At 71.4% G+C, this 18493-nt stretch carries 18 protein-coding genes; 15 read left to right on the top strand and 3 right to left on the bottom strand.

Going from position 1 to position 18493, the window contains the following annotated elements:
• Positions 1-95 precede the first annotated feature (95 nt).
• Entirely contained in the window at positions 96-1001 is a 906-nt protein-coding gene (locus OHB01_RS08320; protein WP_328708940.1) for a helix-turn-helix transcriptional regulator, read from the bottom strand.
• A 154-nt stretch (positions 1002-1155) separates the two neighbouring features.
• Between OHB01_RS08320 and OHB01_RS08315 the strand changes: the two genes are divergently transcribed.
• The 4 genes from OHB01_RS08315 (at position 1156) to OHB01_RS08300 (ending at position 6618) form a co-directional block, all read left to right on the top strand.
• Positions 1156-1929 (top strand): FxLYD domain-containing protein, encoded by a 774-nt coding sequence (locus OHB01_RS08315; RefSeq protein ID WP_328708941.1) that lies wholly within the window; start codon positions 1156-1158, stop codon positions 1927-1929.
• Positions 1930-1976: 47 nt separating this feature from the next.
• Positions 1977-3077: a saccharopine dehydrogenase NADP-binding domain-containing protein gene (locus OHB01_RS08310; RefSeq protein ID WP_142651428.1), complete on the top strand. Its 1101-nt coding sequence runs from the start codon at positions 1977-1979 to the stop codon at positions 3075-3077.
• 177 nt (positions 3078-3254) lie between these two features.
• Positions 3255-5348: a hypothetical protein gene (locus tag OHB01_RS08305; protein ID WP_328855180.1), complete on the top strand. Its 2094-nt coding sequence runs from the start codon at positions 3255-3257 to the stop codon at positions 5346-5348.
• A 103-nt stretch (positions 5349-5451) separates the two neighbouring features.
• The gene (locus OHB01_RS08300; RefSeq protein ID WP_142651426.1) at positions 5452-6618 is read left to right on the top strand and encodes a C40 family peptidase; all 1167 of its coding nucleotides are present in this window, start codon (positions 5452-5454) and stop codon (positions 6616-6618) included.
• A 1-nt stretch (position 6619) separates the two neighbouring features.
• Here the strand turns inward: OHB01_RS08300 and OHB01_RS08295 are convergent, their stop codons facing one another.
• Positions 6620-7123 (bottom strand): inorganic diphosphatase, encoded by a 504-nt coding sequence (locus tag OHB01_RS08295; RefSeq protein ID WP_142651425.1) that lies wholly within the window; start codon positions 7121-7123, stop codon positions 6620-6622.
• Between the two features lie 86 nt (positions 7124-7209).
• On the opposite strand from OHB01_RS08295, the gene dacB reads away from it, so the two are divergent.
• From dacB to OHB01_RS08240, 11 genes are all read left to right on the top strand, one after another.
• A complete protein-coding gene (gene dacB / locus OHB01_RS08290; RefSeq protein ID WP_328855179.1) occupies positions 7210-8595 on the top strand; it encodes a D-alanyl-D-alanine carboxypeptidase/D-alanyl-D-alanine-endopeptidase in 1386 nt (461 codons plus the stop codon).
• A gap of 205 nt (positions 8596-8800) precedes the next feature.
• Positions 8801-9850 (top strand): zinc-dependent metalloprotease, encoded by a 1050-nt coding sequence (locus tag OHB01_RS08285; RefSeq protein ID WP_185949083.1) that lies wholly within the window; start codon positions 8801-8803, stop codon positions 9848-9850.
• A 226-nt stretch (positions 9851-10076) separates the two neighbouring features.
• A complete protein-coding gene (gene tilS, locus OHB01_RS08280) occupies positions 10077-11096 on the top strand; it encodes a tRNA lysidine(34) synthetase TilS (protein WP_142651424.1) in 1020 nt (339 codons plus the stop codon).
• Positions 11097-11108: 12 nt separating this feature from the next.
• On the top strand, positions 11109-11666 hold the full coding sequence (gene hpt, locus OHB01_RS08275) for a hypoxanthine phosphoribosyltransferase (RefSeq protein ID WP_221890016.1): 558 nt from the start codon (positions 11109-11111) through the stop codon (positions 11664-11666).
• Between the two features lie 269 nt (positions 11667-11935).
• Positions 11936-13942, top strand: coding sequence for an ATP-dependent zinc metalloprotease FtsH (ftsH, locus tag OHB01_RS08270; RefSeq protein ID WP_142651423.1), 2007 nt, complete (start codon positions 11936-11938; stop codon positions 13940-13942).
• 3 nt (positions 13943-13945) lie between these two features.
• Positions 13946-14542, top strand: a complete 597-nt coding sequence (gene folE / locus OHB01_RS08265; RefSeq protein ID WP_142651422.1) for a GTP cyclohydrolase I FolE — start codon at positions 13946-13948, stop codon at positions 14540-14542.
• 74 nt (positions 14543-14616) lie between these two features.
• Complete coding sequence (folP, locus tag OHB01_RS08260) at positions 14617-15489, top strand: dihydropteroate synthase (protein ID WP_142651421.1); 873 nt, start codon at positions 14617-14619, stop codon at positions 15487-15489.
• On the top strand, positions 15470-15937 hold the full coding sequence (locus OHB01_RS08255; RefSeq protein WP_240972074.1) for a nuclear transport factor 2 family protein: 468 nt from the start codon (positions 15470-15472) through the stop codon (positions 15935-15937). The genes folP and OHB01_RS08255 overlap by 20 nt, the downstream gene beginning before the upstream one ends.
• Positions 15934-16317, top strand: a complete 384-nt coding sequence (gene folB / locus OHB01_RS08250; RefSeq protein WP_142651420.1) for a dihydroneopterin aldolase — start codon at positions 15934-15936, stop codon at positions 16315-16317. The genes OHB01_RS08255 and folB overlap by 4 nt, the downstream gene beginning before the upstream one ends.
• Positions 16314-16814: a 2-amino-4-hydroxy-6-hydroxymethyldihydropteridine diphosphokinase gene (gene folK / locus OHB01_RS08245; RefSeq protein ID WP_328855178.1), complete on the top strand. Its 501-nt coding sequence runs from the start codon at positions 16314-16316 to the stop codon at positions 16812-16814. The genes folB and folK overlap by 4 nt, the downstream gene beginning before the upstream one ends.
• Positions 16815-16830: 16 nt before the next feature.
• Positions 16831-17280: a DUF3180 domain-containing protein gene (locus tag OHB01_RS08240; RefSeq protein ID WP_328855177.1), complete on the top strand. Its 450-nt coding sequence runs from the start codon at positions 16831-16833 to the stop codon at positions 17278-17280.
• A gap of 4 nt (positions 17281-17284) precedes the next feature.
• Here the strand turns inward: OHB01_RS08240 and OHB01_RS08235 are convergent, their stop codons facing one another.
• Positions 17285-18469 carry an NADH-quinone oxidoreductase subunit D gene (locus OHB01_RS08235; protein ID WP_142651417.1) on the bottom strand — a complete coding sequence of 395 codons (1185 nt, stop codon included), beginning with the start codon at positions 18467-18469 and terminating at the stop codon, positions 17285-17287.
• Between the last annotated feature and the right edge of the window lie 24 nt (positions 18470-18493).

Below are 18493 nucleotides of genomic sequence, written 5' to 3'. Positions count from 1 at the left end.
CCTTGACCAGCGTGCTGTGCCTGCTCCGGGACAGCCAGGGGTGCTCAACCCCAGCCTCGACACGACCCCGGCTTCCCCCGGCCTCGGCCCCAGCCTCAATCCCGGCCTCTGACCAGCCCGAACGCCGGCCCGGGCGTGTCGCGCCAGACGTCGGCGGGGTCGAGCTCGTGCAGCCTCGGCACGACACCGGCGTCGTCGGGGACGAACCAGAGCAGCCGCTGGGCGGCGTCGGCGGTGACGATGCTGTTGCACGTCACCTTGAGGGTCCCGAGCACCGGATTCACCACGCGCTTGTACTCCTCGTGGCGCACCTTGACCTCGTGCGCCCGCCACAGCCCGGCGAACTCCTCGCTGACGTCCAGCAGGTGGCCGACCAGCGCGCGGCTGACGGCGTCCGCCGGGCCACGACGCGCGACCGCGGCGCGCAGATCGGAGACGAGCAGCCGGGAGTGGTAGTCGTGGTCGTCCGCGGGATAGAGGTCGCGGGTGGCCGGGTCGGTGAACCAGTGATAGAGGAAGCTGGCCCTGATCCCGGTCGGCCCCGCCTGCGGGCCGACGAGGACCTGCGCGGCGTGGTTCTGCACTACCACCTCGTGGATGTCGGTGATCACCATGGCGGGGGTGTCGTCGAGCCGCATCATGAGCTGCTGTAGCGCCGCCTGCATCTGCACGGGCTCCGCCCCGAACGGCGCCGGATGGCCCGTCAGGTGGAACAGGTGGGCGGTCTCGTCCGGGTCCAGGCGCAGCGCGCGGGCCAGGGCGCACAGGACCGGCTCGGACGGGGTCTGGCCGCGCCCCTGCTCCAGCTCGGTGTAGTAGTCGGCGGACAGGCTCGCCAGCTCTGCCACCTCGTCCCTGCGCAGGCCGGGCACCCGTCGCCGGCTGCCGCCCGGCAGGCCGACGGCCTCCGGACGAAGCCGGTCTCTGCGCGACCTCAGGAACGACCCCAGCTCCCCGAGATCCACCGTGTCCTCCTCCCTCCGGTATGTCCCCGTCTCCATACTTCCGCCTTCCGGGAAAAGAGGCATGGCCGGGCGAGACAGGCGTGGTCCGCCCGCGATAGACGGCCGGTAAAGATAGCGGCGGGAGTGCGCGTGTCCCGGAGGTGGCGTCCCATTCAGCGGTTATGACGGCTAAGTGACGCGACGTTGCCACATGACCGTCGCACTCGCCCTCGCCGCGCTGGCGATGGCGTCGTGCGCGAGGGAAGACAAGCAGGAGGGCCCCCAGCCACTGGCCCTCAAGGAGCAGGTGTCCTCGATCGTACGCTCGGGGGCCGGATATGCGGTGACCTGGGCGGGGGTGCTGAGCAACCCCAACCGCTGGCACTTCGGGGAGAACGCCGTCGCCGTGATCACGGCCGTGGACGCCGCCGGCAAGGAGGTCGTCCACCTGGAGCAGCCGCTGGACGCCGTGCCGCCCGGCCGCCCGCTGGCCTTCAGCGGTCAGGCCCCGAGCTCCGCCCAGCCGGTCCGCGTGAAGATCGACTATCGCCCCGCCTCGTGGCGGTCCATCCCGCGCGCCCCGTCGGCGTTCCTCAAGTTCCCGATCTCGGACGTCCGCACCGACAAGCTGACGAACGGGTCCTATCTCGTCACCGGCTACGTGGTGAACCCGTTCCGCAAGCCCGCCGCCGCCCTCGCCGTCACGGCCCTGCTGCGTGACGCGGCGGGCAAGCTCGTCGGCGGGGCCACGTCCTACGTGGACGACGTGCGGCCGGGGGGCAAGCGCAGGTTCGTCATCACCGTGGATGGCGTGCGCGGAACGGCCGGCGCGACCGACGTGCAGGCCACGACCTGGGGCTCGACCGCCAAGACATACGAGGACCTGGCGCAGGCGGGAGCCGTCTCGCTGCACACGATCCCGCCGACGACGGAGCCGTTCGACAAGGACCGTGGATATCCGCCGCCCAACGACCGGCGCCAGTGAGCGGCCCACTGACGATCTTGACAGGACGGGCGGGTTACCGTAGCGGGATGGCCACCCCGAGGATCGTGCTGTTCGGAGCCACCGGCTTCACCGGCAGGCTCACCGCCGAGGCGCTCGCCGCGCGCGGGGCCAGGCCGCTGCTGGCCGGCCGGGACCAGACGCGGCTCGCCGCCCTCGCCGACGCGCTGGGTGGGGGACTGCCCATCGCGATCGCCGACGTGGGCCGCCCCGAGTCCGTACGCAGGATCGTCAGCCCGGGTGACGTGCTGATCTCGACCGTCGGCCCGTTCGTCCGGTGGGGGGAGGCCGCGGTCGCCGCCGCGACCGAGGCGGGCGCGGTCTACCTCGACACCGCCGGAGAGCCCACGTTCGTCAAGCGGATCTTCCAGCGGTACGGCCCCGCCGCGGCGGCCCGGGGCGCGGCCCTGGTCACCGCCTTCGGGTACGACTACGTGCCCGGCAACCTCGCCGCGTCCCTGGCCCTGCGCAAGGCCGGATCGGGAGCCGTCCGCGTGGACGTCGGCTACTTCGTGGAGGGCAGCGGCACGGCGCGGCGTGCCAGCGCCGGCACGCGCGCCTCCGCGCTGGGAATGGTCCTCGAACCGATGTACGGCTTCCGCGAGGGCCGGATCGTCCCCGAGTATGGCCGCACCCGCAAGTTCCTGGTGGACGGCCGCGTGCGGCACGGCCTGGCCATCGGGGCCTCCGAGCACTTCACGCTGCCGCCCGCCCATCCCGGCCTGCGCGAGGTGAACGTCTATCTCGGCTGGCTGGGTGGGCTCACCAGGGTCGCGGGCGTGCTGGCCAAGGCCACGCCCGTCATCGCCGCGCTGCCGGGGGTCCGGCGGGCGACCGACGCGCTGGCCGATCGGGTGCTCCGTACGGGCGGGAGCGCGGCGCCTGCGGCGGTGGGCGTGTCATCGCACATCGTGGCCGAGGCGTACGACGCGGCAGGCCGCCGCCTGGCCGCCGTCCATCTGGCGGGCGGCGATCCGTACGAGTTCACGGCCGGTGTGCTGGCGTGGGCGGCGACGACGGCGCTGGCCGAGGGGGTGCACGGCACCGGCGCCCTGGGCCCGGTGGACGCCTTCGGCCTCGACGCGCTCACCCGCGGCTGCGCCGAGGCGGGCATGGTTGTGCGGGAGTGACAGACGCCCGTACGGCGTCTTGTGCCATGGGCCGGATTTTTCGCGATTAGTCGTGAAATAAAACGGCGAACTCCGGCAAATTAACGGGATAGCGGAGTGTAAAAGCTGACGATGTAGGAGCGCCACTTCGCAAGAATGGGTGGAGCGGGGAGTTACTGAGCATTTACTCTCAGTTATATGAATGATGGCGTCCTGGTCGAGGCGTTGCAGGCCCGGGATCCGGGAGCGCTGGCCGCCCTTTATGACACATATGCGGGCAATCTCTACCGATATTGCCGCACCTTGCTGGCCGGGCCCGACGCCGCCCAGGTCGCGTTGCGCGACACGCTGATCGCCGCGGAGGCCCTTGTCGGCTCGCTGGCCGACCCGGACAGGTTCCGTCCCTGGCTGTACGCCCTGGCCCGCGGCGAGTGCATGCGCCGCCGTACGCCGGACGCGGAGGAGGACGGCCCCGACACCGGGCCGATCCCCGTCGTGACCGTGCCCTTCCCCGGCGTCACCGCCGAGGGGGCCGAGGCCGACCTGCGCCTGGTCGCGAGCAGCGCCGTGGGCGCGCTGTCGGTCGAAGACCGGGAGGTGCTCGAACTCGTGACCCGGCACGGTCTGGCGGGCCGGGACCTGGCCGCCGTGCTCGGCGCCGGCGAGCGGTACGCCGAGGGGCTCCTCGACGCGGCCACCGAACGCCTGCGCGAGACGGTGACCGTCGAGCTGCTGGCCCGGCGTGCCACCCACGACTGCGCGCGGGCCTCCGCCATCCTCGCGGGGTTCACGGGAGAGCTCACCCCGCAGACGCGGGCCCAGCTCCTGCGGCATCTGGCGCGGTGCGAGACCTGCGCGCGCCAGCGCGTCCGGCAGATCTCCCCGGCCAAGGTGTTCGGCCTGCTCCCGCAGATCGCCCTGCCCGAGACCCTGCGGGTGCGGGTGCTCAGCAGCTTCATCGACCCCGAGCTCGTCCCCTATCGGCGGTACGTCGCCAAGCGCGTCGGCAGGCTCAACGCCGCGGGCTTCCCGAGAGCCGGCCGTCGCGAGGGCAGGCTGGCGCAGGCGGTGGCGGGGGCCGTGGCCGCACTGGCGGCGGTGGCGACGATCGCGCTCGTGTTCGCCCAGTTCGCCGGTGACCTGCGCGAGCAGGCCGCCGACACGATCGGCCCGCTCCGGCTTCCCCCGATGGAGGCGTCGGCCGGCCCGTCCGGTGCCGCCTCTCCCGAGGGGTCGCCGGGCGAGGCCGACGAGACCGGCGGGACCGACGGGACCGGCGGGGCCGACGGGACCGAGGCAGACGGGGCCGACGAGGGCTCGCCTGTGCCTTCGGTCTCCCCGGGTCTGGCCGAGCCGGTCGCGCCCGTACCTCCCGCGCGGCCGGTCGCCCTGCCGCGCCCGGCGCCGCTGCCCGCCCCTGTGCCGCCCTCGGCCAACCGGCCGCACCGGCCCGCGCCGCACGGGCAGCCGTCCGCGCATCCCGCGACGTCGTCCTCGCAGGGCTCGGGCGTCTCGCCGTCCGGCCCGACGCCCGAGCCCACCATCACGCCCGTCACCCCCGTCACCCCCGGCACTCCGGGCACCGGCCCGACCCCTGGCGGCTCGGGTTGGCCCGGTTCCGGTTGGCCGGGCTCTGGTGGGCACGGCCCCGGCGGACCCCGCCCGGGGTGGCCGCCCAGGGGCGGACCACCTCCCGCGCACTGGCCCGGACACCGCCCGCCCTGGCATGACCACCAGCATCATCCCCGTACGCCCATAAATTGGCCGCCGACGTCCGTGCCCTCCCGCAAGCTCTCCGCTCACCACCGCGGGCCCTCCTCCGTACCGCCGTGGCGGATCGGACACGGCGGCCGGCCAGTGGCGCACGCGGCCGGAGCCGGTGCGCAGGGCTTCCCGGCCGGAAGGCCACGGAACCCCGCGAGCGTGAAGGCACCGGCCGCCGCAGGTGGCGCGAAGACGCCAGGCGGCGGAAAAGCACCGGGTGGCGCGAAGACGCCGGGCGGCGGTAAGGCACAAGCCGCCGGAGGCGGCACAAAGACGCCGAGCGGCGGGAAGACGCCGCGCGTCAGGCAGGACGGCTCGCCGCGGTCCAAGCCCCGTGGCCCCGTCCGGGGCGGCTCGCACCGCGACGGTCCGGCTCCCGCTCGCCCCGGCCGGGACGGCGGCTCCCCGCCGGCTCTGCCCGGAGGCGCCCGGGACGGCGGCTCCGAACGCGCGACGGAGCGGCGTGACGCCTCCAGCATCCCAGGGACGGGAGGGCCCGGAGGACCCCGAAAGGCTTTCCCCGCCTAAACGGGACGATCTACCGCATAGGTTGATTACTGGGCGTAACTTAAATGTGTACGGAGAGTAGTCGCCGGGAAGTGAGGGGAGTGGAGCAGGGAAGGGGAAGGAATTGCCACTCCTCAGAGCATCGGGGCTGGTCGCCGGGCTCGGGTCAAGTCTCGTCCTGACCTTCGGAGCACCGGCGGGAGCCGATCCGAAACCGTCGGCGAAGGACGTCGCCAAGGCGCGGCAGCAGGTGCAGGAGCGCGCGAAGGAACTGGGCAAGGCAGAGGCCGATCTCGCCGCCGCGCAGGCCCGCCGTGAGGCGCTGAACACCGAGGCCGAGCGGCTCGTGGAGGCGTACAACGGGCAGCTCGTCCAGCTTGAGCAGGCGCAGGCCACATACGAGCAGTCGGCGCGGCGGGTCCGCCAGGCGGCCGACCAGGTCGCGCGGCTGCGCGGAGAGGTGGCGGCGAGGGTGGCCGAGGGGTACGGCACGCTGCGGCTGTCACCATCCGCCGCGGCCATGCTCGGCGGCATCGGCGACGTGAACGGCTTCCTGCGAAGAGCCAGCGTGCTGACGCAGCTCGGCGACGAGCAGGCCGCTTCGCTGCAACGGCTGAAAGACGCGCAACAGGTCTTCGAGATCCTCCGAGAACAGGCGGCCCGTGCCTACTCCGAGCAGTCGCAGAGCGCCGAAGAGGTGCGACAGGCGAGGGACGCGGCACAGCGGGCCGTCGAAGAACAGCTCGAACAGACCAAGAAGATCGAGCAGGAGAAAGCGGAGATCTCCAAGCGCCTGGAAGCCGCGCGCGACCGCGTCGACGAGCTGAAAGAGGCGAGGGCCAAGGCCCGGCACGTGGCGCGGCGGACGGCGCTCCCCGCACGCAGAAGTCTGAAACCGCCGGCCTGGGCCGGGCGGCTCGGGTCGGGACCCGGCGAGATGGCCGCCCAATGGGCGCTCAAACAGATCGGCAAGCCGTATGTGTGGGCCGCCGCAGGCCCGTCCGGGTTCGACTGCTCGGGGCTGACGATGCGGGCCTGGCAGCGGGCCGGGGTCTCACTCGATCACTGGACCGGCACGCAGTGGACGTCGGGACGGCACGTCCCGCTCAAGGATCTGCGCACCGGAGACCTCATCTTCTACGGCCGGTTGAGCAAGAATCCCGGCGACATCCATCATGTGGGCATCTACATCGGGCGCGGCATGATGGTCCACGCCCCCCAGACGGGGGACGTGGTGCGCATCTCGCCCATCTGGCGCCACGATCTGGTCGGCGCCACCAGGCCCGGCTGACCTAGTGCTCCTCGTCGTGGTGCTCGGTCTCCTGGAAGCGCTGGATGCTGGCGACGATCTCGGCCTCGGCCTCGGTGCGGCCCACCCAGTTGGCGCCCTCGACCGACTTGCCGGGCTCCAGGTCCTTGTAGACCTCGAAGAAGTGCTGGATCTCCAGCCGGTCGAACTCCGCGACGTGGTGGATGTCACGGATGTGCTCCATCCGGGGATCGGTCGCGGGAACGCACAGGACCTTGTCGTCGCCGCCCTTCTCATCGGTCATCCGGAACATTCCGACAGCGCGGCAGCGGATCAGGCAACCCGGGAAAGTCGGCTCCTGGAGCAGGACCAGCGCGTCGAGCGGGTCTCCGTCCTCACCGAGGGTGTTCTCGATGAACCCGTAGTCGGCGGGGTACTGGGTAGACGTGAAAAGCAGGCGGTCCAGACGTATGCGGCCGGTCTTGTGGTCAACCTCGTACTTGTTCCGTTGTCCCTTGGGGATCTCAACGACAACGTCGAACTCCACTCGTTCCTCCGCATGAGTCCCCGGTCTCCCGGGCTGGCGTTAATGTCTCGTAGGCGTGGTCAAGGTCGGCGCGAAATGAGGGCGTTGTGGTGCGACGTGAGCGGTGGATGGTGGTGGCCACCCTCGCCCTGCTGCAGATCTTCGTCGTCCTCGCGGGCACTTATTGGATCACCCATGACGCCGACAGGACCCCGGCTCCGGTCGCGTCCCCGAAGCCGACCCCGATCCCCCTGGTGACCGCGGGTCCGGTTCTGGCCGCGGCGGGGGACGGGGCTCTCCCCGCCAAGGGTACTTTGACCACCCGGCTCACCGCTGCGATGGGTGACCCCGCCCTCGGCGGCAGCGTGGCCGGGATCGTGCTCGACGTCGCGACGGGAACGCCGATCTTCGACGGCCGCTCGGGCACCGCCATCACCCCGGCCTCGACCACCAAGCTCGTCACCGGGCTGACGGTGCTGGCCACGGTGGGACCGGACGCCCGCCTGGCCACCCGGGTCGTACGGGGGGCCTCCGCGGGGTCGATCGTCCTGGTCGGCGGCGGCGACCCGACCCTCGCCGGTCCGCGTACGAGCGCCGCCGAGCAGGAGAAGACCTACCCGCGCCCGGCGTCGCTCGCCCGGCTGGCGTCGAGCACGGCCAAGGCCCTCAAGGCGGCCAAGGTCACCTCGGTTGACCTGTCGTACGACGCGTCCCTGTTCAACGGGCCGCGGACGGCGCCGGGCTGGAAGCCGACGTACATCCCGGAGGGCAGCGTCGCCCCGGTGTCCGCGCTCATGATGGACGAGGGCCGGGCCGCCAACGGCGCCCGCTATCCGGACCCGGCCCAGGCCACCGCCGACGCGTTCGCCACGCTGCTCAGGAAGAACGGCATCAAGGTGGGCAAGGATGTCGACTCCGCGAAGGCGGCGCCCACCGCGCAGGAGCTGGCCCGGGTGGAGTCCGGCCCGATCTACGCGCTCGTCGAGCGGATGCTCACCCACAGCGACAACGACCTCGCCGAGGCGCTCGCCCGTCAGGCCGCCATCAAGGAGGGCCTCCCGCACACCTTCCAGGGCGTGCCCACGGCGGTCGGGCGCGTGCTCACCCGCCTCGGCGTGGGCGGCGGTGTGGAGGTCCACGACGGCAGCGGGCTGTCCACCAGGAACAGGATCACGCCGACGGCCCTCGCCCACATCCTGTCCGTGGCGGCGTCCCCCGCCCATCCGGAGCTGCATTCGCTGATCAGCGGCCTGCCGGTCGCGCATTTCACCGGAACTCTCCACGATCGATATTCGAAGTCCGATACGAAGGCCGGCGCCGGAATGGTGCGCGCGAAGACGGGCACTTTGAACGGGGTGAACACCCTGGCGGGCATCGCGTACACATCAGAGGGCCGGTTGCTGACCTTCGCGTTCATGGCCGACCAAGTGGCCAACCCCCCGGAGGCGATCACCGCCCTCGACAAAATGGCCACGATCGTCTCCCAGAGCTAGCAACTGTGTTGGATTGCACTCGCTCCGCTCGCGCGGCTCGGGGCGCTTCCAGGCCGTGGGGTCGTGCCGGAGGCGCGCAGTGGGCGCTTCCCTCGGTGCGTGCTCGCTCGTTCCTCGCTGCGCGCGCTCCTCAGTCCAGAACACGGCCGCGCCCCTCACGCGCCTGCATGCGCGGTGAGAAGTCGGAGAACGTACGGTGGTGGGTATGCAGGTGATCGACTGGGATCTGGCCGTCGCGACCGGGGTCCGCCTTGTGCGGCCCGGCCCTCAGGTGAGCCGCGAGGAGGCCAGGCAGGCGGTCCTCGAACTGCGGAGGCTGTCGCGGGACGCCGAGGGGCACGTGCGGGAGTTCACCCGCATCGACTCGGCGACGCCCGAGGCGGCGACCGTGGTCGACCGTCCCGGGTGGATCCGTGCGAACGTGGACGGTTTCCGGGTGGTGCTGGAGCCGCTGACGCAGAAGATGTCGAACATGCCGGCGGTCGTCGGCGCGGTCGGCTCGCGTATCACCGGGCTGGAGGTCGGCGCGGTGCTGGCCTTCCTCGCCTCCCGGGTGCTCGGGCAGTATGAGCTGTTCCTCCCGCCCGACCCCTCGGGCAACGCCCCGACCGGCCGCCTGACGCTGGTGGCGCCCAACATCGTGCACGCCGAGCGCGAGCTGGGCGTCGATCCCCGTGACTTCCGCCTGTGGGTGTGCCTCCATGAGGAGACCCACCGGGTGCAGTTCACCGGCGTCCCCTGGCTGCGGGAGTACGTCCGCGGTCAGATGACCGAGTTCCTCCTCGCGTCCGAGATGGACCTGACGACCCTGCTGGAGCGCCTGCGCGCCGCCTCCGACGCGGTCGCCGACGCCTTCCGGGGTGGTGAGGGCAACCTGATCGAGGCCATCCAGACGCCCGAGCAGAAGGCCGTGCTCGACCGTGTGACCGCCGTGATGACGCTGGTGGAGGGGCACGGCGACTACGTCATGGACGCGGTGGGCCCGTCCGTCGTGCCGTCGGTCGCCGAGATCCGCGCCAAGTTCCAGCGCCGCCGCGAGGGCGGCTCGCGCTTCGACCAGCTCGTACGCCGTCTGCTCGGCATCGAGCTGAAGATGAAGCAGTATGCCGAGGGCTCCCACTTCGTCCGCACCGTCGTGGACGAGGCCGGCATGGAGTCGTTCAACAAGGTCTGGACCTCGCCGGAGACCCTGCCCGACCGCGAGGAGATCACCGACCCGCACGCCTGGATGTCCCGCGTCCTGACCACCGCCTGACGCGGATCAACCCGGCGCGCGCCCGGGGCGGACCGGCCCGGCCCGGCCATCGCCTGATCGCGCCTGCCCGGCCCCACCTGACCACCGCCTGGGGCCGGATTCACCCGGCGCGCGCCCGGGGCGGACCCACCCGGCTCCGCCTGACCATCGCCTGATCGCGCCCGCTCATCCGTTCCCGCCGGACGGGCGTTTCCCCATGCCCGCCCGGGGCGGCCAGAATGGCCGCATGGGCCCGCATCCCGCCGTCGCCGACGTCCGCCGCGCCGTACGGCTGTCGCTCGCGGATCTCGCCGCCTCCCGGGAGTCGCGGAAGTCGCGGGAGCCGTCCGGTGCGCTCGTCCTGGTGGCCTGCAGCGGCGGCGCCGACTCGCTGGCGCTGGCGGCGGCCGCCGGCTTCGCGGCCCCGCGCCTCGGCCTGCGCGCCGGGCTGCTCACCGTCGACCACGGCCTGCAGGAGGGCTCGGCCGGCCGGGCCCGTGACGTCGTACGGCTCGCGCCCACGCTCGGCCTCGGCCCGGCCGAGGTGCTGACCGTCACGGTCGGCACGGCAGGAGGCCCGGAGGCCGCGGCGCGCGACGCCCGCTATGCCGCGCTGTCCGAGGCGGCCGACCGGCTGGGCGCCGCCGCGGTCCTGCTCGGCCACACGCGCGACGACCAGGCGGAGACCGTGCTGCTGCGGCTGGCCCGAGGCAGCGGCACGCGGTCGCTGTCCGGCATGGCGGAGGTCTCGGGGATCTACCGGCGGCCCCTGCTGGGGCTCGGCCGGGCGCGCACCAGGCAGGCGTGCGACGCGCTCGGCCTGCGCCCGTGGGACGACCCTCACAACGACGATCCGGCGTACACCAGGGTGCGGGTGCGGCACGACGCCCTCCCGGCGCTGGAGGCGGCGCTGGGGCCGGGGATCGCCGAGGCGCTGGCCCGTACGGCCCGGCTGTGCAGGGACGACGCCGACGCCCTGGACGCGTGGGCGGACGCCGTCCACACGAAGTCGCGGGGCCCGGCGGGGGAGCTGGACGTCTCCGTGCTGGCGGACGTGCCGGGGGCGGTGCGGCGGCGGGTCATCCAGCGGGCGGCCGTGGAGGCCGGTGCGAACGCCGCCGCGCTCGCGGCCGTGCACATCGAGGCGGTCGAGCGGCTGGTGACCGGCTGGCACGGGCAGAAGGGGGTGGACCTACCCGGGGGGGTGGGGGTGGTCAGGCGCTATGGCACCCTTGTGTTCGCCGTGGACAAACTCTCGCTCGCGTAAGGAAAACCCCAGGTGGACGCAGCAGACATGGGCAGGGATCTCTCCAAAGTCCTCATCTCGGAGCAGGAGCTGCAGGAGAAGATCAGGGAACTGGCGGGGCAGATCGACGCCGACTACGCCGGCAATGAACTGTTGATCGTCGGCGTGCTCAAGGGCGCGGTCATGGTCATGGCCGATCTCGCCCGCGCGCTGCACGTGCCCGTGCAGATGGACTGGATGGCCGTTTCCTCGTACGGCGCGGGGACCGTGTCGTCCGGTGTGGTGCGGGTGCTGAAGGACCTCGACACCGACATCGCCGGTCGGCACGTGCTCGTGGTCGAGGACATCATCGATTCCGGCTTGACTCTCTCGTGGTTGATGAACAACCTGAAGTCGCGTAACCCGGCGTCCGTGGAGATCTGCACGCTGCTGCGCAAGCCGGACGCGGTGAAGGTCGAGTTGGACGTCCGTTACGTCGGTTTTGACATCCCCAACGAGTTCGTCATCGGGTATGGGCTCGATTACGCCGAGCGGTATCGCAACCTGCCGTTCATCGGGACTCTTGCGCCTCATGTGTACGGAGGGGAGTAAGCCCTTAGCGAAGTGACCCTCGAATCAGGCGTTATTGGGCGCCAGGTCGGGGAACACGGGCTTGGCTGACGTACGTTGGAAAGGCAAAGCCGGAGCCGCTCGGGCAGTTACCCGACGCGGCTGCCGGGTGTACCTTCGGATATCCGTGGGAGGGGCCGGTCGGCCGCCCCGCGGTAGCCAGAAGGAGCGGTAAGGGATGCCGCGACCCCGGGGTTTCCCGGGGCAGGCCTTGGTCAGGAAGGGACGGGCCCGCCGGGGTTCCGCAACGGATGGATCTCAAGCGATTTACACGTGGCCCACTGCTGTGGATCCTGGGCATCGTATTGCTTCTCCTGCTCGTCACCACGATGTTCGGGGGCGGCGGCAACTACACCACCGCCGACACTTCGACGGTCGTCCAGCAGATCCAGCAGGGCAATGTCAAGAGCGCGACCGTGGTCGACAAGGACCAGCGCGTCGAGCTGACGCTCAACCGGCCCATCGAGGTCGGGAACAAGTCGACCGACCGCATCCAGGCGCTGTGGGTCGAGGGTCAGGGCGTCCAGCTCACGCAGGCGCTCGAGCAGGCCAAGCCCCCCCAGGGCTGGACCGTCGACGTGGCGAAGGAGAACTTCCTCGTCAGCCTGCTCGTCAGCTTCCTGCCGATCATCATCATCGTCCTGATCTTCCTGTTCATCATGAACCAGATGCAGGGCGGCGGCTCCCGGGTGATGAACTTCGGGAAGTCGCGGGCGAAGCTGATCACCAAGGACACCCCGAAGACGACCTTCGCCGACGTCGCGGGGGCCGACGAGGCCATCGAGGAGCTCCAGGAGATCAAGGAGTTCCTCCAGGCCCCGGCCAAGTTCCAGGCGATCGGCGCCAAGATCCCCAAGGGCGTGCTGCTGTACGGCCCGCCCGGCACGGGCAAGACCCTGCTCGCCCGCGCCGTCGCGGGTGAGGCGGGCGTGCCGTTCTACTCGATCTCCGGTTCCGACTTCGTCGAGATGTTCGTCGGCGTCGGCGCCTCCCGCGTCCGCGACCTGTTCGAGCAGGCCAAGGCGAACGCCCCGGCGATCATCTTCATCGACGAGATCGACGCCGTCGGCCGGCACCGCGGCGCGGGCCTCGGCGGCGGCCACGACGAGCGCGAGCAGACCCTCAACCAGCTCCTCGTCGAGATGGACGGCTTCGACGTCAAGGGCGGCGTGATCCTCATCGCCGCGACCAACCGCCCCGACATCCTCGACCCCGCGCTGCTGCGCCCCGGCCGCTTCGACCGGCAGGTCGTCATCGACCGGCCCGACCTGGAGGGCCGCAAGGGCATCCTGCGCGTCCACGGCCGCGGCAAGCCGTTCGCGCAGGACGTCGACCTCGACGTGATCGCCCGCAGGACGCCCGGCTTCACCGGCGCCGACCTCGCGAACGTGATCAACGAGGCGGCCCTGCTGACCGCCCGGCAGGACCAGAAGCTCATCACGATGAACACGCTCGAAGAGTCGATCGACCGCGTGATGGCCGGTCCCGAGCGCAAGTCCCGGGTCATGTCGGACCAGGAGAAGAAGATCATCGCCTACCACGAGGGCGGCCACGCCCTGGTGGCCCACGCGCTGCCCAACTCCGACCCGGTCCACAAGATCACGATCCTGTCCCGAGGCCGCGCGCTCGGTTACACGATGACGCTGCCGATGGAGGACAAGTTCCTCGCGACCCGGTCCGAGATGATGGACCAGCTCGCCATGCTGCTCGGCGGCCGCACCGCGGAGGAGCTCGTCTTCCACGAGCCCACCACCGGCGCGTCCAACGACATCGAGAAGGCGACCTCGATCGCCCGCCGCATGGTCACCGAATACGGCATGAGCGAGCGGCTCGGCGCCCGCAAGTTCGGCAGCGGCAACGGTGAGGTCTTCCTCGGCCGTGAGATGGGCCACGAGCGCGACTACTCCGAGCAGATCGCCTCGGCGATCGACGAGGAGGTCCGCCGCCTCATCGAGAGCGCGCACGACCAGGCGTGGGAGATCCTGGTCCAATACCGCGACGTGCTCGACAACCTCGTGCTCGAACTGATGGAGAAGGAGACGCTCTCCCGCGAGCAGGTCCTCGAGATCTTCTCGCCGGTCGTGCAGAAGGAGAAGCGTCCCTCGTACGCCGGCTACGGCAAGCGTCTGCCGTCCGACCGTCCTCCGGTCATCACGCCCAAGGAGCGCGCGAACGGCAACGGCTCGGCGCTGCCCGCGGGCGGGAGCAGCTCCACTCCGTGGGTCAACGACCAGTCGACGCAGCGGGACGAGGCCTGATCCATGGCCGAACCCATGGCGGGGCCGCCCTCCGGCTTCGACCACGACCGGATCGAGAAGGCGGTCCGGGAGATCCTGTTCGCGATCGGGGAGGACCCCGATCGCGACGGGCTCCGGGACACCCCGGCCCGCGTGGCCCGCGCGTTCGCCGAGCAGTTCGCCGGCCTGGGCCAGCGGCCCGAAGACGCGCTGACCACGATGTTCGACGCGGACCACGACGAGATGGTGCTCGTCAAGGACATCGAGGTGATGTCCACCTGCGAGCACCATCTGCTCCCGTTCCACGGCGTGGCCCACATCGGCTACACCCCCAACGAGAAGGGGCGCATCACCGGCCTGTCCAAGCTGGCCAGGCTGGTGGACGTCTACGCCCGCAGGCCGCAGGTGCAGGAGCGGATGACCTCCCAGATCGCCGACGGCCTGATGCAGGTGCTCGAGCCGCGCGGCGTGATCGTCGTCATCGAGGCCGAGCACATGTGCATGACCATGCGCGGCGTGCGCAAGCCCGGCGCCAAGACGATCACGTCGGCCGTCCGGGGTGACTTCCGTTCCAGCGAGGCGACCAGGGCCGAGGCCATGTCGCTGATCCTGCGCGGCTGAGCGCGGACGACGGCCGATTGGGACACCGCTCCTGCCCGGCAGGCAACGAGTCCCGGGGCACTAGTCTTGACCCCATGACCGCAGCAAGTGTGCCCGGTATGCCCGACTCTGGGCGCTGTCTGGTCATGGGCGTGGTCAATGTCACCCCCGACTCGTTCTCGGACGGCGGGCAGTGGTTCGACCCCGACGTGGCGATCAGGCACGGCCTCGACCTGGTGGCCGAGGGCGCCGACATCGTCGACGTGGGCGGGGAGTCCACCCGCCCGGGCGCGGCGCGGGTGTCCCTCGAAGAGGAGCTGCGCCGCGTCGAGCCGGTGATCCGCGCGCTCACCGAGGAGGGCGTGACGGTCAGCGTCGACACCATGCGCGCGGAGGTGGCCGAGGCGGCCGTCGCGGCGGGGGCGAAGCTCGTCAACGACGTGAGCGGCGGGCTGGCCGACCCGGTGATGCCCCGGGTGGTGGCCGCGACCGGCGTGCCGTACGTCGTGATGCACTGGCGTGGGCACAGCCGCGACATGGACAGCCGGGCCATCTACGGCGACGTCGTGACCGAGGTGGCGGAGGAGCTGCGCAAGCGGGTCGACTCCGTGCTGGCCGAGGGCGTGCGGGAGGAGCAGATCGTGCTCGACCCCGGCCTCGGGTTCTCCAAGAACGCCGAGCACAACTGGGCGCTGCTGGCCGGCATCGGCGAGCTGAACGGCCTCGGCCGCCCGTTGCTGATCGGGGCGTCGAGGAAGCGCTTCCTCGGCCGCCTGCTGGCGGGGCCGGACGGCGAGCCCCGGCCGTTCGACGGCAGTGACGACGCCACACTCGCCGTCACCGCGCTCGCGGCGCAGGCCGGCGCGTGGTGCGTCCGGGTGCACCGGGTGCGGCCGAACGCCGACGCGGTGCGGGTGGCCGCCGCGTGGGGGGCAGCAGCCGTACGACATGCCGACGAGGGCCGGTGACGAGATGCCGACAGGGACGCCGATGAAGGACATCGAGGAGCTCAACGAGGCGTTCTACAACGCCATCGAGAGCGGCGACCTCGACAGGATGTCGGAGATCTGGATCGAGGACGTCCCGGGGCGACCTGCCATGTGCGTCCACCCCGGCTGGCCCATGCTGACCGGGCGGTCGGAGGTGCTGCGCTCCTGGGCGCTCATCATGGCGAACACGCCGTACATCCAGTTCGTGCTGACCGACGTGCAGACGGCCGTGATCGGGGACGTCGCCGTGATCACCTGCGCGGAGAACATCCTCACGGCCGCCGACACCGACGAGCCGGGCTTCGCGGCGGGCCGGGTCGTCGCCTCCAGCACCTATGTGCGCACCGGGACCGGCTGGCGGCTGTGGCTCTACCACGGCTCACCGGTGCTGCAGAGCGACGACGACGAGGAGGACCAGGAGCAGTGACGGCGCGGGCGGCGACCGGTCGGGACACCGTGCGGCTGGTGGGCCTGCGGGCCCGCGGCAGGCACGGCTGCCTGCCCGCGGAGCGCGAGCTGGGCCAGGAGTTCGTGATCGACGTGGCCCTGTCGTTCGACACCGCTCCGGCGGCGGCGGCCGACGACCTCACGCTCACCGTGGACTACGGGGCGCTGGCGACGGAGCTCGTCCGCATCGTGGAGGGCGAGCCGGTCAACCTCATCGAAACCCTCGCAGAGCGGCTGGCGGCGGCCTGCCTGGCCCACGAACTGGTCGAGGAGGTAGAGGTCAGCGTGCACAAACCGGCGGCGCCCATCCCGCTGCCGTTCGGCGACGTGGTGGTGACGATCAGAAGGGGCCGCGCATGAGGGTCGTGATCGCGCTCGGCAGCAACCTCGGCCGCCGTATGGAAAACCTCCAGGGAGCCGTCGACTCGCTGTTCGACGCCCCCGGGCTCACGTGCGTGGCGGTGTCGCCGGTCTACGAGACCGATCCGGTCGGCGGCCCCGAGCAGGGTCCCTACCTCAACGCGGTCGTCGTCGCCGAGAGCCTGCTCGACCCCCGTACGCTGCTCGACCGCGCGCACAGCGTGGAGAACGCGTTCGGCCGCGAGCGCAGGGAGCGGTGGGGCCCGCGCACGCTCGACGTGGACCTCATCACGGTCGGCGACCTCACGTCGGACGACCCCGAGCTCACGCTCCCGCACCCTCGGGCGCACGAGCGGGCGTTCGTGCTGGTTCCGTGGGCACAGGCCGATCCGGCGGCGGTGCTGCCCGGACGCGGGCCGGTGGCGGACCTGCTGGCCGGCACGGACCAGAGCGGGGTGCGGCCGCGGCCCGACCTCGTGCTCGAACCCCCGGCCTGAGACGAGGAGACCCCGATTGAAGCCCACCAACCCCGGCGTGCTCGTCGGTCTCGTGCTCGTGTTCGGTCTGCTCACCTGGGGACTGCTGCTGCGGTTCTACTCCACGGTGCCGACCCTGCCGTGGACCGCGATCCCCACCACGCTGCTGCTGGCCATCGGTGAGGCGTACACGGGGTGGCTGACCCGGGCTCGGATCCTGCGCCGCCCGAACACCAAGCCCGTCGAGCCGCTGGCCGTCGCCCGCCTGGCGGCGCTGGCCAAGGCCACGGCGTACGCCGGAGCGGCGTTCGGCGGTATCTTCGCCGGGTTCGTGGTGCACGTGCTCGAACTGCTCGACCTCGATCAGCCTCGCCAGGACGCGTTCGTCGGCGGCGGGTCGTTCGTGGCCTGCGTGATCCTGATCTGCGCGGCGCTGTTCCTCGAACACTGTTGCCGGGTGCCCGGCGAGCCCTCCGGGGAAGCGTAACCGGCTACTTGTCGATGTCGCCCACCACGAAGAACATCGAGCCGAGGATGGCGATCATGTCGGATACCAGGTTGCCCGGCAGCATCTCCCGCAGCACCTGGATGTTGTTGTAGGAGGCGCTGCGCAGCTTGAGCCGCCAGGGCGTCTTCTCGCCGCGCGACACGAGGTAGTAGCCGTTCAGGCCGAGCGGGTTCTCCGTCCAGGCGTACGTGTGGCCCTCGGGCGCCTTCAGCACCTTCGGCAGCCGCTGGTTGATCGGCCCCGGCGGCAGGTGCCGCAGCCGCTCCACGCAGGCGTCGGCGAGGTCGAGGGAGACCTTGACCTGTTCGAGCAGCACCTGGAACCGGGCCTGGCAGTCCCCGGCCGACCGGGTCACGACCTTCACCGGCAGCTCGCCGTACGCGAGGTAGGGCTCGTCGCGCCGCAGGTCGAAGTCGACGCCCGAGGCCCGCGCGATGGGGCCGCTCACGCCGTACTGCATGATCGTCTCGCGGTCGAGCACGCCGACGCCGCGGGTGCGGGCCAGGAAGATCTCGTTGCCGGCGATCAGTTCCTCGATGTCGGGCAGCCGCCGCCGCACGGCCGCGACGGCGGCGGTGACGCGGTCGAGCCAGCCCAGGGGCAGCTCCTCCTTCAGCCCGCCCACCCGGTTGAACATGTAGTGCATGCGGCCGCCGGAGATCTCCTCCATGACGTGCTGCAGGGTCTCCCGCTCGCGGAAGGCGTAGAAGACCGGCGTTATCGCGCCGAGCTCCAGGGGATAGCTGCCGAGGAACATCAGGTGGCTGAGCACGCGGTTGAGCTCGGCCAGCAGCGTCCTGGCCCACACCGCCCTGGGCGGGGGCTGCATGCCCAGCATGCGCTCGACCGCGAGCACGACGCCCAGCTCGTTGGCGAACGCCGACAGCCAGTCGTGCCGGTTGGCCAGCACGATGATCTGCCGGTAGTCGCGCACCTCGAACAGCTTCTCCGCGCCGCGGTGCATGTAGCCGACGATCGGCTCGGCGGCCGTGATGCGCTCGCCGTCGAGCACGAGCCGCAGCCGCAGCACGCCGTGGGTGGACGGGTGCTGCGGGCCGATGTTGAGGATCATGTCCTCGGTGGCCAGCTCCCTCGCCTGCACGGCGTCGGCGCCCGCGCCGATCCCCACGATCTGTTCCCGGCGCACGCCCTCCTGCTCGGTCGTCATACCGTCCATGCTTTCACGCTCGCC

Source organism: Microbispora hainanensis (assembly GCF_036186745.1).
Lineage (GTDB): Bacteria > Actinomycetota > Actinomycetes > Streptosporangiales > Streptosporangiaceae > Microbispora.
The sequence above is the reverse complement of the archived record's forward strand: the minus strand, read 5'-3'. Positions and strand labels throughout refer to the sequence as shown.